10 protein-coding genes and 1 pseudogene are annotated in these 13,108 nt (G+C 59.8%); 9 read left to right on the top strand and 2 right to left on the bottom strand.

Going from position 1 to position 13,108, the window contains the following annotated elements:
- The first annotated feature begins 186 nt into the window (after positions 1-186).
- A complete protein-coding gene (locus tag AC1DKY_RS20460) occupies positions 187-1,248 on the top strand; it encodes an alpha/beta fold hydrolase (protein ID WP_477180036.1) in 1,062 nt (353 codons plus the stop codon).
- A gap of 44 nt (positions 1,249-1,292) precedes the next feature.
- Here the strand turns inward: AC1DKY_RS20460 and AC1DKY_RS20465 are convergent.
- Positions 1,293-2,050 (bottom strand): annotated as a pseudogene (locus AC1DKY_RS20465) (IS3 family transposase).
- A gap of 731 nt (positions 2,051-2,781) precedes the next feature.
- On the opposite strand from AC1DKY_RS20465, the gene AC1DKY_RS20470 reads away from it, so the two are divergent.
- Positions 2,782-2,997, top strand: a complete 216-nt coding sequence (locus tag AC1DKY_RS20470) for a hypothetical protein (protein ID WP_441605461.1) — start codon at positions 2,782-2,784, stop codon at positions 2,995-2,997.
- A gap of 355 nt (positions 2,998-3,352) precedes the next feature.
- On the opposite strand, the gene AC1DKY_RS20475 is transcribed toward AC1DKY_RS20470, so the two are convergent.
- Positions 3,353-3,757: a hypothetical protein gene (locus AC1DKY_RS20475; protein WP_441605462.1), complete on the bottom strand. Its 405-nt coding sequence runs from the start codon at positions 3,755-3,757 to the stop codon at positions 3,353-3,355.
- Between the two features lie 130 nt (positions 3,758-3,887).
- Here AC1DKY_RS20475 and AC1DKY_RS20480 point away from each other — a divergent pair, with 130 nt between their 5' ends.
- From AC1DKY_RS20480 to AC1DKY_RS20510, 7 genes are all read left to right on the top strand, one after another.
- Entirely contained in the window at positions 3,888-4,757 is an 870-nt protein-coding gene (locus tag AC1DKY_RS20480) for an HNH endonuclease (protein WP_441605463.1), read from the top strand.
- A 92-nt stretch (positions 4,758-4,849) separates the two neighbouring features.
- On the top strand, positions 4,850-5,689 hold the full coding sequence (locus AC1DKY_RS20485) for a hypothetical protein (RefSeq protein ID WP_441605464.1): 840 nt from the start codon (positions 4,850-4,852) through the stop codon (positions 5,687-5,689).
- Positions 5,690-6,509: 820 nt separating this feature from the next.
- A complete protein-coding gene (locus AC1DKY_RS20490; protein WP_441605465.1) occupies positions 6,510-7,751 on the top strand; it encodes an IS110 family RNA-guided transposase in 1,242 nt (413 codons plus the stop codon).
- A gap of 617 nt (positions 7,752-8,368) precedes the next feature.
- Entirely contained in the window at positions 8,369-8,782 is a 414-nt protein-coding gene (locus tag AC1DKY_RS20495; protein WP_441605466.1) for a DUF4279 domain-containing protein, read from the top strand.
- Between the two features lie 151 nt (positions 8,783-8,933).
- Positions 8,934-9,356 (top strand): YybH family protein, encoded by a 423-nt coding sequence (locus tag AC1DKY_RS20500; RefSeq protein WP_441605467.1) that lies wholly within the window; start codon positions 8,934-8,936, stop codon positions 9,354-9,356.
- Positions 9,357-9,743: 387 nt separating this feature from the next.
- On the top strand, positions 9,744-12,539 hold the full coding sequence (locus AC1DKY_RS20505; protein WP_477180037.1) for a protein kinase domain-containing protein: 2,796 nt from the start codon (positions 9,744-9,746) through the stop codon (positions 12,537-12,539).
- Positions 12,536-13,099, top strand: coding sequence for an ECF-type sigma factor (locus AC1DKY_RS20510; RefSeq protein WP_441605469.1), 564 nt, complete (start codon positions 12,536-12,538; stop codon positions 13,097-13,099). The genes AC1DKY_RS20505 and AC1DKY_RS20510 overlap by 4 nt, the downstream gene beginning before the upstream one ends.
- The last annotated feature ends 9 nt before the right edge of the window (positions 13,100-13,108 follow it).

A 13,108-nucleotide genomic window follows, 5' to 3' on the forward strand; every position in this document is an offset into this window, starting at 1 on the left:
CGTCGATGTACTCGTCCAGCCGTTCTGGGAACAGCACGCTCTGCGACCGATCCACCCCTTCGACGAATCGCTTCATGCGACACTCCGGCTTGGTATGACGCTAGGATCGGTGCGTTCGCTTACGGGGTGTTTTCACACAGGCTGGACCCATAGCGCACACTCGGACAAGACATGGTAGAGGGACGAATGACCGGTATGAACAAATGGATGATGGCGGCCGGCTTGGTTGTGGGAATGTGGGTGTCGTGGTCATCGTTTGCAGCTGAAGCGCTTGCGACATGCAAGCCAGGCACGAAGGTTTCTGAAGAGGGTTTTGTGCCGATCAACGGTATCGAGCAGTGGGTCACCCTGCATGGTACGGACTGTGCCAATCCCATTGTCCTGATCGTGCATGGCGGCCCTGGCAATCCATCCACCCCGTTTGCTGAGAATCTTTACGGCGCGTGGGAGAACGACTTCACGCTTGTGCAGTGGGATCAGCGCGGCAGTGGCAAGACGTTTGCGCAAAATCCAGTTACTGCCAACGGCCCACTGACGATAGCGGTCATGGCCAAGGACGGCGTGGATGTGGCCAACTATGCGACGCATCGCCTGGGAAAGCGGCAGGTGATTCTGTTTGGAGGCTCTTGGGGATCTGCGTTGGCCGTCCATATGCTGAAGCTGGAGCCGGGATTGTTTTCCGCGTATCAGGGTTCTTCGCAGATGGTCGAGTACCGCGCGAACCAAAATGCCACCTACAGTCGTGCCCTGCAGCTAACGCGCGCAGCCGGTGACACGCAGGCAGTTGCCTCGCTTGAGGCTCTTGGTGCGCCGCCATGGAAGAACCCGCGTGCCTTCGGCATCGTCCGTCGAATCACGCGTCGATACGAAGCAAAAAACACCCAGCCAGCACCGGACGCGTGGTGGAGGTTCCCGGCCGAATATGAAACCTCGTCCTACAAAGAGTCCTATACCGCCGGCGAAGACTATTCATATCTGCAGCTGGTGGGCATGAAGGGCGACGGCATGCTCTCTCAGATAGACCTGCCAGCCCTCGGTACGGACTTTCCCATGCCGATCTTCATTATCCAGGGCAAAGAAGACCTGCTGACGATGCCGGTCGTGACCAAGGCGTACTTCGACAGCATCAAGGCGCACACCAAGAAGTACCTGTTGCTGGACAAGGTCGGCCACGACCCCAATCCGCTCATGGTCGATGCACAGTTTTGGGTGCTGAAAAACGACATCAAGCCGCTGGTTGGTAGTTAGCCACCAGTGCCCCTGTGAATCGCCCAGAGTTTTGTAGACAGTCGTCAGCCGTTTAGTGCGTACCGCTTCTCGAACTCTATCGGGGATAGCCCGTTGTTGGAACTGTGTCGTCGTTTCGGGTTGTAGAACATCTCGATGTATTGGAAGACATCAGCGCGTGCCTCGTCATGGTTGCTGTAGATCCGACGCTTGATCCGCTCACGCTTCAGCAGCTGGAAGAAGCTCTCCATCGCTGCGTTGTCATGGCAGTTCCCTCGCCGACTCATACTGCACACGATGTCGTGCTCACGCAGAAAGCTTTGCCAGTCTTCACTGGTGAATTGCGTTCCCTGGTCGGAGTGCAGAAGCAGGCCGGGGCCAGGCTTGCGACGCCACACTGCAGCTAACAAAGCCTGCAGAACCAGGTCGGTGTGCTGCGTTTGCCGGGTCGCCCAACCAACGATTTGGCGTGAGAACAGATCGAGCACCACCGCCAAATACAGGAAGCCGTCATAAGTGCGGATGTACGTGATGTCCGTAACCCATGCGCGATTGGGTTGGCAAAGTACGCGGCGGCTTTTTTTAGGATGTCTCGCTCTTCAGTGACGCGGCGTAACTCCGCCTTGAGACGACGCACCTCCACGCTCTGGTCCTGCTCGACGCGCCGGCCAACTTCGCCCTTGCCTTGCTGACGCTTCCAGCCATACAGGCTGTGAATCGACACGCCCAGCCGCTCGGCAACCTCTGCTACTGGACGCCCGTACTCGACGATCTGCCGGACCGCCTCGATCTTAGATTCATCGGTGTAACGCGTTGAACTCATAACCACCTCCGCCTAAGCCATAGTTTATGGCTGCGAGGTGTCTACGGAACCCTGGGCGATTCAGACGGAAGATTTTTCAGGCCACTTATGAGATCGGTGGTGACCAAACTCCGCTCAGGCTTTCCCTCGATGCGCTCGCTATCTTGGCGGAGCTCCAGCAGCAGAGGCCCGAAGGTCACGCCGATCCATGGACATGGCTCGAATTTGTCCTGGACTCCGCCGGCCAATACCGCTTTGAGTACAAATACGACGTACCTCCCTTGGTCGCCGAACAATTCATGTATTCGTAGCGCAGGCTAGTGACGCGCAGGGTTCCCGCTGCGGCTCACATGTCCATTTACGACCCGAGGGAGACATCTGTGATGCCCTCTGTCTCGCGTGGAGCAGCGACAGACCTTCGTCGTACGTTAGATGGGTTCGTCGGGTGTTCGGACCTGGGCCTCGTCACTCAGCTTGAGCAGGAGTGCGACGCCCGCCTCGGTGAGTCGGGTCGGGGGAAATGTGGCGTATCCCATCCGAACCAGCGCAAGGATCGTGGCTGGCGTTCCCCCATCACGGATGTACTGGAGGTCGCGCAGGAGGTACATGAAGCTCATTCTGCCTAGCGACTCCTATAGTCGGTATACAAGGCGCGTCGAGAAAGGGTCTATGCGACCGCGAAGAGGTCGACAATAGACTTCGGCCGCCTCACCGTCACGCCATTGCATCGTTAGATGGCGCATGGTCGACCCATGAGCAGTTGCGATTCCGGGACTGTACACACGCATCGCCTGTGGGGCGACTTCCGCATGTTCCTCGCCGGGAGTGAGGCCACCGACGAACGAATTGCCGCGTTTGTGGCAATGGTCGAAAACAGGGCGGACTGTGATACGTACGGGCTGCCGATTGTCGGTTGTGGCGACGCCATCGTTGCTGAGCTGAACAGGCAAATCGCCGCGCAGATGTAGTCTGCTTTCGACCCGTAGCCGACATAGGCCACAGTTCAAAACGTACGACTGAATGGGCGCGGCTACGGAGAGCACGATGTGGCCATGGCTAACCAACGCACCGCACGAGCCGGGCTCCGCTGCTCAGGCGCAGGGCAATTCGCAGCTTTGATCGATGGAGACGGGGGTGGTCTGTTTGACGTCGCCGGCAAACGAAAAAGGCCACCCGTTGGGTGGCCTTTTGGAATCTCAACGGTGGGCGATGCAAGGAGCGAACTTGCGACACCTGCCGTGTGAAGGCGCACAACGCCGGGATACCCCGGGGCTTCATCCGGGATTCTACGAGGAAGTAGCGGTACTAGGCCAGCCGCCAGGTTTATTTCGGCGATTCGGAATGCACGGAGACGCAGCCAACGATGGCGGCGCAGGCCATGGCGATCGACGCTAGCAGCAGAGCCCAGTGATGATCCTGTGCATTAAATATGGCGGCGGCCAATCCCAAAAGGGATATTAAGGTGGCCAAAACGACTGCTGCGGCCCTCCGGCCGACGCTTGGCGCCACATGAGCGCCGAGTGCAACTCCTGCCCAGCCAGCGTATCCAGCGGAAAGTATCTGAATCCAAGGAGCCCAGGGTGGCATCCCTGAGAGCCAGCCCAAAGCCTTGAATAGCAAGAGGGCCAGCACGTTTACGAGCATGCTGCCCAGCACCCCAATTGGCACAAAACCGACCCAGCGAAGCGCTATTCCGGCCAGGCGTTCCCAGAAAGTTTGTTCCGCCATGATTTTGAATTCCCCCTGTCACGTGGATATTCCCTGCGCGAACCGCTTCCGTCAATTACCCGAAACTGCCTACTCAGGCGGCGTACCTGTTGGCCGATATACTGGCCTCACATGGCGGCCCGGAGTTTTCATGATTTTCGAGATTGGTGCTTTATACAACCGCCAGCGAGATATTCATGCTGTATATCGTGGTCAGGAGCGCGGGGGAATTTCGACGCCGAGTGACTCCGAGTTCATCTTTCTATTCACAGGTGAGTCCGGAAAAGCCCACGGTTACAACGACTATGTCGATGAGGATGGGTTTCATCTTTACGGCGAGGGCCAGTCCGGTGACATGGAATTTACGGGTGGAAATAGAGCCATCCGCGATCATCGCGTTAACGGTAAGCGACTTCTTCTATTTCAGTCCCTCGGCAAGAGTCGCCCGTATCGATACCTCGGCGAGTACGCGTTGGCTGCCACAAATACTGTCGATGCGCCATCGACCGCTAGCCGCACCCTTCGTAAAGCCATTGTCTTCACTCTTAGACGTATTGCAGCAGATGAGGAAATCGTCGAGCAGCAGTCTGTCGAGCTTCGTGTTTTGCAGGACTTGTCGTTGGAAAGTACGACGACACTCAGTATGCGAGAGGTGAGGACTAAGCAGGCCTTGTTTCGCGACAATGTCTTGCGGATGGAGAAAGGCTGTCGAATCACCGGCATCCAGGACCTGCGCTTCCTAAGAGCCAGCCACATAAAGCCGTGGTCAAAGTGTTCGGATGCAAATGAGCGTGTTGATGGAGCCAATGGCTTGCTGCTTGCGCCTCACATCGACCACCTCTTTGATCGTGGATGGATTTCTTTCGAGAATAGCGGGAGGGTGATCCTGTCGCCCGAGCTTCCGCCGAACGTTCTTTCATCACTAGGGGTGGAAGTTGAATCGATCAAGAAGAAGCCCTTCAACCAAAGACAAGCTGAATTCCTGAGATACCACCGACAGAACGTTTTGCGATTGGAATAGCGACACGAGTGGGTGCTTGCTCATAACGGCAACGTTCGCGCCGACCTGGGGTAGGGAAGTGCTGATTATGTTCATGGCGACGGAGGCACAGGATGCGGGCACGTGACGGGGCAATCCAGATATATCTGTACGTCAGCGGGCTCGCGCTACCCAGGTCGGTGAGCCTCGGCCACGGCCTCAGCCTGCAACCGGTCGAAGTGAATCAGCGTCCCTATCTGCCTGGAACCGTTGGCTCCGCGATGGCAACCCAGGCAGCAGGGGTGGTCTACCTGTTTCTGGGACAAGTCAGGGCACAGGTGAGAGTCGAGGCTGAAACGACTAAGCAACTTGTCGCCCGCGCGTGGAATACCCACTGGGATATCTTGTTTCTCAATGCGGCCTTCGACCGCGATGCCCAAATCAACCTCACCAGCGAGACCCCGGCCGATGAGCTGGAGGATACGTCCATTATCGACGTCGAGAGCTATGCCCTTCGCGGCTTTGGCGACGGCGGTCCGCCGGCATCGCTTTCCGAGACAGACTGCCTCTGGCTGGAGTCCCATATCGCGGAAGGCCGGCGGCTGCTTGAGCAGGAGCTATTCCAAAACAGCCTGCACTGCCTGGCGACCTATCGGTGGCACTCTCTCCCCCGGGCCCGCCTGGCACTCCTCTGGGCCGGCATTGAAGGACTCTTCCATGTGGATGGCGAAATAAGGTTCCGCCTGAGCGCGTGCATTGCCCGCTTCTTGGGCGGCGACAATGCGGCCGAAAGGAAGTTGGTCTTTGACCAGGTCAAACGCCTCTACAACGGCCGGTCGACTGCCGTCCATGGGGGTCTACTCAAAGGCGACACGCAGACGCCAGTCAGTGAATCCGCGGCCCTTCTCCGTAGGCTCATACGCCAGTGCGTCGAGTTGGGTCAAACTCCCCCGAAGGACGGCTTTATTCCATAGCCGGCATGGCCGGGTAAGGTCGGCTTTCGACCCACAGCGGACCTTATGAAAGGGAGGTCGCATGACAGTAAATGACATCAGGGACTATCACGCGGCCACGGGCTGCCCGTTGGATCGCGCCAAGGTATTGCTGTCTGCGATGTCTCCCGAGCTACGTGAGCGTGTGCTCTTGGCGGCTAGGCAGAAGAGCGACGGGAAGTTGCTGGTTGATCCGATAGAGTCCGATTCAACACTGTCCGACAAGGTCCGTGACGCCGCGCAAGAGGCAGAACGAGCGGCTGACCTGCGAGGCTGTCAAGGCAGGGGGCGAAGCCATGTAGTGTGGGCAACGCAGAGGAACATTTCGGCTGATCGTCACGGCATCACTTGGTTCTCGCCTAAGGATATGAATCCCGATGTGGTCTTCGATTAGGGCGGCAAAGGTCTGCTTCCGACCCGGCGCGGACATTGAACTGATCGAGATAGACACCTGAGGAGGAGGCTGCTTGGACGTCAGGAAACTTCTACGGATTCTCTTTCTGATCACATGTGGACTTCCGGTGGTTGTCCTGGCATCTGACGTGTTGATCAGAAAGCCTTCCATACCCAAAACGGAGTCCGAGTGTGTTGCGCGCGGTGGTCAATGGATCTTCGCAGGGCCGCAGAACATCGTGAAGTACTGCTTGCTTAAGACAGCGGACGCCGGCAAGGCGTGCAAGAAGTCGTCCGACTGCCAGAGTGAGTGTGTTGAGGCCGCGCAGGGCAACCAATGTGCCGGGTGGTTCACGGGATGCTTCGAGCCTACCGGGCGTGGGACGGTCACCGAGTGTGTGAACTGAGCATGCCAAGCGATGCCGGTTTTACAGCCTTCATTGGACTGGATTGGGCCGACGCGAAACACGATTTCTGTTTGCAGCCGGGCGATAGCGGAGCGCGCGAGTTCGGCACGTTCGCGCATCAGGCCGAGGCCATCGAGGCCTGGGCGCACGGGATACATCAGCGCTTTGGCGGGCGCATCGCCATCGCCTTGGAGCTGGCCAAGGGGCCGGTGGTGTACGCCCTGCAGAAGTACGATTTTCTGGTGCTGTTCCCGATCAACCCGACCTTGCTCGCCAAGTATCGCGAAGCATTCAAGCCGAGTCGGGCCAAGGATGATCCGACCGATGCGCAGCTTGCGCTGGATCTGATGCAGCGCTATCCGCACCGCTTTACGCCACTCAAGCCGCAGAGCGTGGCGATGCGTACGCTGGGGTTTCTGGTCGAGCAGCGGCGGTTGCTAGTTGACGACAAGAAGCGCCTGGTCAATCGTCTTGGCAACACGCCCAAGCAGTATTACCCGCAGGCTTTGGACTGGTTTGAGCAGCACGACACGGTGGTCTTCAGTGACTTCTTCCTGCGTTGGCCCACGCTCAAGCAGGCCAAGCACGCGCGCGTGGCCACGCTCGAGGCGTTCTTCCGTGAGCACAATGTGCGCTCCGCCAAACTCATTGCCGAGCCCGTGCAATCGATCCGAACGGCGCTACCACTGACGGACGATCCGGCGGTCATCACCACGCACCGACTACTGGCCATCGCCTTGGTCGAGCAACTGCAGGTCGCGCTACGCGCCATTGATCGCTTCGACCAAGAGATCGCGGCCTTGGCACCCACGCTCCCTGATTACCCGCTGTTCCATGCCTTGCCAGGCAGTGGCCCGATCCTCGCGCCGCGCCTGCTGGCCGCCTTCGGCGAACAACGCGAACGCTTTGCTCGTGCCGATCAGTTGCGGCGCTACTCGGGCATTGCGCCGGTGACGCAGCGCAGCGGCAAGAAGAGTTGGGTGCACTGGCGTTGGCAATGCCCGACCTTCGTGTGCCAGACCTTCGTGGAGTGGGCCGCGCAGACCATCAACAAGTCCTTCTGGGCCGGCGCCTTCTATCGCCAGCAGCGCGCCAAGGGCAGTCCGCATCAGGTCGCTGTGCGCGCGTTGGCCTTCAAGTGGATCCGCATCCTGCATCGATGCTGGCAGTCCCGCACGCCCTACGACGAGTCGCGCTACCTTATGGCCTTGCAGCGTCGTGGCTGCCCTTGCTCGCCGGGCTGACTTCGTCGGATAGTTGACGGAACGGTTCAGGGCGTGAAGTGGACACTGCAAAGCGCTGGTCAGCTTCATGAAGGCGCAACTGCCGCCGTATTTTTACCTAGGACAGACCCGCGCAAATTCGGTTGATAGCCTTGTCTGGGCGCGTGATAGTTATGCTCGTCCGTACAAATGCATACCGAGACTGGAACGTGAGCTACACGAGAGAGCAGCTGACAGCAATTTTCGAGCAATTGGACTCGGAACTGCGGTGTCTTAAGTCAGACGGCCGGCCGGAAGAGGACCTCTGGGATGCCTTCGAACGCCTCGTCCATGTTCCATCGATCGCTATCGACCACCGCGACCGCCTCTGGTGGTGGGAACAGGTGTACGCCGCAATGGAGCTCCATGGACTGACGGAGCTCAGCCGTGAGCACCTCGCCCGAGAATTTCCCTGACAGCGGAGGCCGTCTCGGGAGGTCCGATAATCAGCGAGGAGCGAAATTCTGGTTGAAGCGAGCCGCAGATCAAGGCTACAAGCCCGCCGTGGGACGCGTCGACAGGCTGAAGTCGCAACCCATAGCAGACATTGCCGTCGCCCATCCATGAAGGCATTTTGAGATCGATCACGAGGGGAAAGCGTGGGGCCATTCGGATATTCACAAGCGGCACTCCGCATCTTCGGCGACTCTCTCGTTCCGGAGGATGTCTCCAGGTTGTTGGGCTGCGAACCAACTGCTTCTGAGCGCAAAGGCGAGCAAATCGTCGGCCCGAGGACCGGAACAGTGCGTGTCGCGCGCACAGGTCGTTGGAGCCTTCAGGCTGCAAGGGCGGAGCCCGAAGGTTTATCCGGACAGATCGATGAGCTTCTTGGGAGGCTGACCAATGACATGCGCGCGTGGGCCAAGGTCAGCGGAACATGTCGAATCGACTTGTTCGTAGGGTTATTCATGGATTCTGGAAACAATGGGCTGTCCGTGTCGCCTGTGCACCTGCTTGCTCTGGGTGAGCGTGGCATTGAGCTCGGCCTCGACGTTTACGATCATTCAGAATGACTAGTCGGGTGATAGCGGAAGGTCCGCTACCGACCTGGAGCGGGCGCTTTTGCAGGCTGTCATGGGTGTAAACCGGGCTGAAGCACGGACGGACTTGATAAGGCACGCCCGGTCCTTAGATCACAGAGCAATACCGGCCAAAGGAAACCAAATGGTAGACCAAGCCATCACACAGGCGGACGTGGCTGAAATTCGCGCGCTGTTTCTTCGACAAGCAGCCGCCGAGTCAGCTCATGACATCAGAGGTATCGACGCTGTTCTGGCTCGGGCATTGCCCGGGCAAAGCGATCCAGTGAACTTCGTCGCACGCGCTTACCGATTCTGGGGACGTGAGGCGGTGCTTGAACACTTCCGCAGCGTTTTTGAGGGGACATGGCGATTCGAGCCTGAGATGGAAGAGATCAAGGTGCTCCCGATCAGCGCGGATGTCGCCCATATCTTCGCTCCTACAAATATAACAACCGGCTTGGCAGGAGGGAGCGAAACGACATATCGTTTCCTCGTTAATGAATTTGCCGTGCGTACGCACGACGGGTGGCGAATCGCGTCGATCGTTCCGGTACCCGCTCAGTGATGTGAATGGGGTATACACGCGAAGGTCTGCTTTCGGCCCGAAGCGGACATTAGCGCGATCGAATCTTTGGCTGGCTCTGTTCATGAGCTCAGGTAACGATCGGCTGGCGCTCTCACCAGCACAATCACTTGCTCTCGGAGAGAGGTATCGAGCTTGTACTGAATGTCTACGATCATTCAGAAGACTGATATGTCGTTGGCTCATGAAGGGTCTGCTTCCGACACAAAACGCGCAGGGAAAGGGTCTGGCCTTGGACATGCTTTTCAGGGGCGACAACTTTCCATGCGACTTACGCAGGCAAAAGGCAGCCGGGTGATATCTTTAGGTTTGAAAAGGTTGTGTTCGATACAGCCGGCGGCATGACGCGAAATCTATCAGGGGGCAAGGATGGCCGGAGACCGGGGGCAAACCTATAAGCAAGCGAAGTCGATTGTGCTCGCCGCACTTGAATTGCGCTCCGAGGAGCGTGCAGCGTTCCTGCACCACACATGCAGCGGTGATATCGCCTTGGCGGCCGAAGTCGAGTGGCTGATGCAGGCTGCGGAAGCCACGAGCGTGCCCGCATTCCTCTCCTATCACCCCCTTGAAGAAGTGCGAACTTTGCCTGATGGCAGCGTGTCGCCCGCCGCCCCTGTCGACTACCGGATTGAACGCCTGCTGGGTGAGGGAGGTATGGGCACGGTCTATCTGGCCGAACGCACCGTCGATGGCGGTACTGATGGTGAAGTGCGCCAACAGGTGGCGTTGAAACTGCTTCACAACAGCGGCTCGATGGGAGTCGAAGCGCGGAGCAGATTCGCTGACGAGCGGCGCATCCTTGCGTCGCTCAATCACCCGAACATCGCGCATCTGCTCGATGCCGGCCGCACCGCTGATGGATCGCCTTATCTGGCCATGGAATTCGTCGATGGTGAAAGGATCGACCGCTGGTGTGAGCAGCGGTGTCCCGAGCTTGGCGAGCGTCTATCCCTGTTTCTCCAGGTGTGCGAAGCCGTGCAATACGCGCATGGCCGATTGATCATCCATCGCGACATCAAGCCAGCGAACATACTTGTCACCGCGGACGGCAAGCCGAAGTTGCTCGATTTCGGCATAGCGCGGCTACTGGACGAAACCAGCGCGGTTGCCGATGCACGTACGGCGACGATGCAGCGTGCGCTCACGCTGGCCTATGCCAGTCCTGAACAGGTGCGCGGGCTGCCGCTCGACGTGACGGCGGATGTCTGGTCGCTAGGCGTTGTGCTCTATCAATTGCTGTCCAACACCAAACCGTTCGGCGGCGGCGATACGTCGCCCCTGGATCTGGCCAACGCCATTGTCGCGGCACAGGTGCTGCCACCAAGCAGGCACGCAAAGGCGGGGATGCCCATCCCAACGGATCTGGATGCCATCGTGATGAAGGCGATGCGCCGCGATCCGGCGGAGCGCTATGCAAGTGTTGCCGAACTGATTCTGGACGTCCGCCGTTTCCTCGAGGCGCGTCCGGTACAGGCCCGGCAGGGTCGCCTCTGGTATCGATGGTGCCTGTTCGTGCGCCGTCATCGCGCGGCACTCGCTGCCAGCATGATCGTCCTGTTCTCGCTGGTCGCCTTCATCGCCACCTTGGCCGTGCAATTGCGACAGGTGCAGAAGGAGCGCGACAAGACGCAAGCTATCGCCGCGTTCATGGCGGATCTTTTTGAGAACGCTGACCCCACGCATGCGCGCGGCGAAACCGTCAGCGTGCGCGAAGTGCTCGATCGAGGTGCAGAGCGGATAAGCGGCGACAAGACGATAGCGGCGGATGTGAAAGCAGCCTTGTTGTTTTCGATCGGACGCAGTTACAACGCGCTGGACCAAAGCTCACGCGCCATACCCACGCTTCAGCGCGCGCTTGCGTTGCAAGAGTCGTACGGTGCCACGGCGCTGGATCGCGGCCGCACGTGGGCCGCACTCGGTCGGGCTTATGGACAACAGACCGACGCAGCGCATGCCCTCGAGGCCGACTCGCGCGCCATGGATTTGCTCGCCGCCGAACCAGGGCTCGACCCTGGCGAGTTGCTCACCTTGCGGACTCACGCTTTGCAGCAACACGCCAGCGCGGGGGATATGCCGGCCGAACAGATCGTCGGACGCTTGCGCACCATCGTCGACGAACTGGCAACGCAGCGTCCTCCCTTGCGGGAGGTGCAGGTACAGACATTGACGACATTGTCGCTCGCGCTGAGTCAGGCGGGCCAGAACACGGAGGCGGTCGCGCGAGCGCGGCAGGCGCTGCAAATCGCCGAAGGGTTCTATGGGAGAAACGACCCTGCTCTTCTTCGGCCGATTTTCATCCTTGCGGTGGTGACCGCACCAAGCGATCCGGCTTCAGCAGCGGAGCTCTACGAACGAGCGATCGCCGAGCGTACTCGCATGCTGGGCGCATCCGGTCCCGGCATGTCCACGTTGCATGGATATCTCGGCCTGACCCTCGCATCGCTAGGCCAGCATGAGCGGGCGGCCTCGGCACTGCAGCGCGCTTATGCACTGTCGCAAGCCGAGCCGTCGCCACGCCCGGATTTCCAGGACAACGTGCTCACTGCGCTGGCCAATGAGTACCTGGAGCTGGGACGCTATCGCGATGCGGTGAACCTGCTGCAGCCCCACGTGGCAACGTTCACTCAACAGGCCGCCAGCGGCTCGGCGTGGGCCCTTACCAATGAGGCGGAAGCGTTGAACATCTTGGGCATCGCCGCGATGTATGAGGGTCGCCTGGACGATGCCCGCCAGCTATACGCACGCATGCCGGAGATCGCCGATTCAGCGGCGAGGCAGGGCGCCTGGATGGTGGCAACCGATGGCAGTGGGCTGCTCACGGCGACGCAGCATCGATTTGACGAGGCGGCGCGCACGTTGGCGCGGTTCGATGCCTTCAACCGGCGCACGTCCGCCCCCGTCGACGCTGACAGCACGCTCAACGCCCGCTTGCTTCAAGCGCGTCTTGCAATGGGGCAGGGCAACGCGGGGCAGGCCGAATCCATCGCGTCGGCGGCATATGCCATTGCCGCGGGGCGGCGCGACGCTTGTGCGCGACTGGCACGCGAACTTTACGCGGCATGGCGGGATGCCGCGAAGGCACTGGGCCGGGACATACCGTCATTGAACTGTCCGCGACCCGTCAATGCGGCGGGGTCGACTACCGCCATGGAGAAAGGACGATGACGCGCAGCGAGGTTGATGTCACTGAACTGCTGCAGCGTGCGCGCACCGGTGACATCCCTGCGCTCGATTGCGCCCTGCGCGAGATGTATGACGCGCTGTACCGACTGGCCGATGCAAGGCTACGCCAGAACCGCAGCGAGCGAACGCTCTCGGCGACCGCCCTCGTCAACGAGGCTTACCTCAAGGTGTTTGGCGTAGGGGACGGCCCCACATGGGACGACCGCGGCCATCTGCTTGGTGTCATGGCAAGGGCCATGCGCGAAGTGCTGATCGACGCCGCGCGACGCCGCCAGGCCGCCAAGCGCCCCCAGGACGCTGATCGCTTGCAGCTAACGGAGATTGCCTCCGGGCTGGACGCCGATGTCGATCATGTGGCGCTGGTCGAGGCGCTGGAGTTGCTGGAAACGTTGGATCCGCGCCAGGCGCAGATCGTCACGCTGCGATTCTTCGTTGGGTTGAGCGCCGACCAGATCGGCGCGGCGCTCGATATCTCATCTGCCACCGTCCAGCGCGAATGGCGCATGGCTCGTGCGTGGCTGCAACGCGAGCTGGATATCTGACGCCTCCGC

This window comes from Dyella sp. 01N448 (assembly GCF_056399225.1).

What these genes read in the sequence shown, in the direction of transcription:
- AC1DKY_RS20485 (WP_441605464.1), top strand. Translation starts at nt 4,850, where the DNA reads ATGCGGGCACGTGACGGGGCAATCCAGATATATCTGTACGTCAGCGGG.
- AC1DKY_RS20470 (WP_441605461.1), top strand. Translation starts at nt 2,782, where the DNA reads ATGAGCAGTTGCGATTCCGGGACTGTACACACGCATCGCCTGTGGGGC.
- AC1DKY_RS20490 (WP_441605465.1), top strand. Translation starts at nt 6,510, where the DNA reads ATGCCAAGCGATGCCGGTTTTACAGCCTTCATTGGACTGGATTGGGCC.
- AC1DKY_RS20480 (WP_441605463.1), top strand. Translation starts at nt 3,888, where the DNA reads ATGATTTTCGAGATTGGTGCTTTATACAACCGCCAGCGAGATATTCAT.
- AC1DKY_RS20500 (WP_441605467.1), top strand. Translation starts at nt 8,934, where the DNA reads ATGGTAGACCAAGCCATCACACAGGCGGACGTGGCTGAAATTCGCGCG.
- AC1DKY_RS20505 (WP_477180037.1), top strand. Translation starts at nt 9,744, where the DNA reads ATGGCCGGAGACCGGGGGCAAACCTATAAGCAAGCGAAGTCGATTGTG.
- AC1DKY_RS20460 (WP_477180036.1), top strand. Translation starts at nt 187, where the DNA reads ATGACCGGTATGAACAAATGGATGATGGCGGCCGGCTTGGTTGTGGGA.
- AC1DKY_RS20475 (WP_441605462.1), bottom strand. Translation starts at nt 3,757, where the DNA reads ATGGCGGAACAAACTTTCTGGGAACGCCTGGCCGGAATAGCGCTTCGC.
- AC1DKY_RS20510 (WP_441605469.1), top strand. Translation starts at nt 12,536, where the DNA reads ATGACGCGCAGCGAGGTTGATGTCACTGAACTGCTGCAGCGTGCGCGC.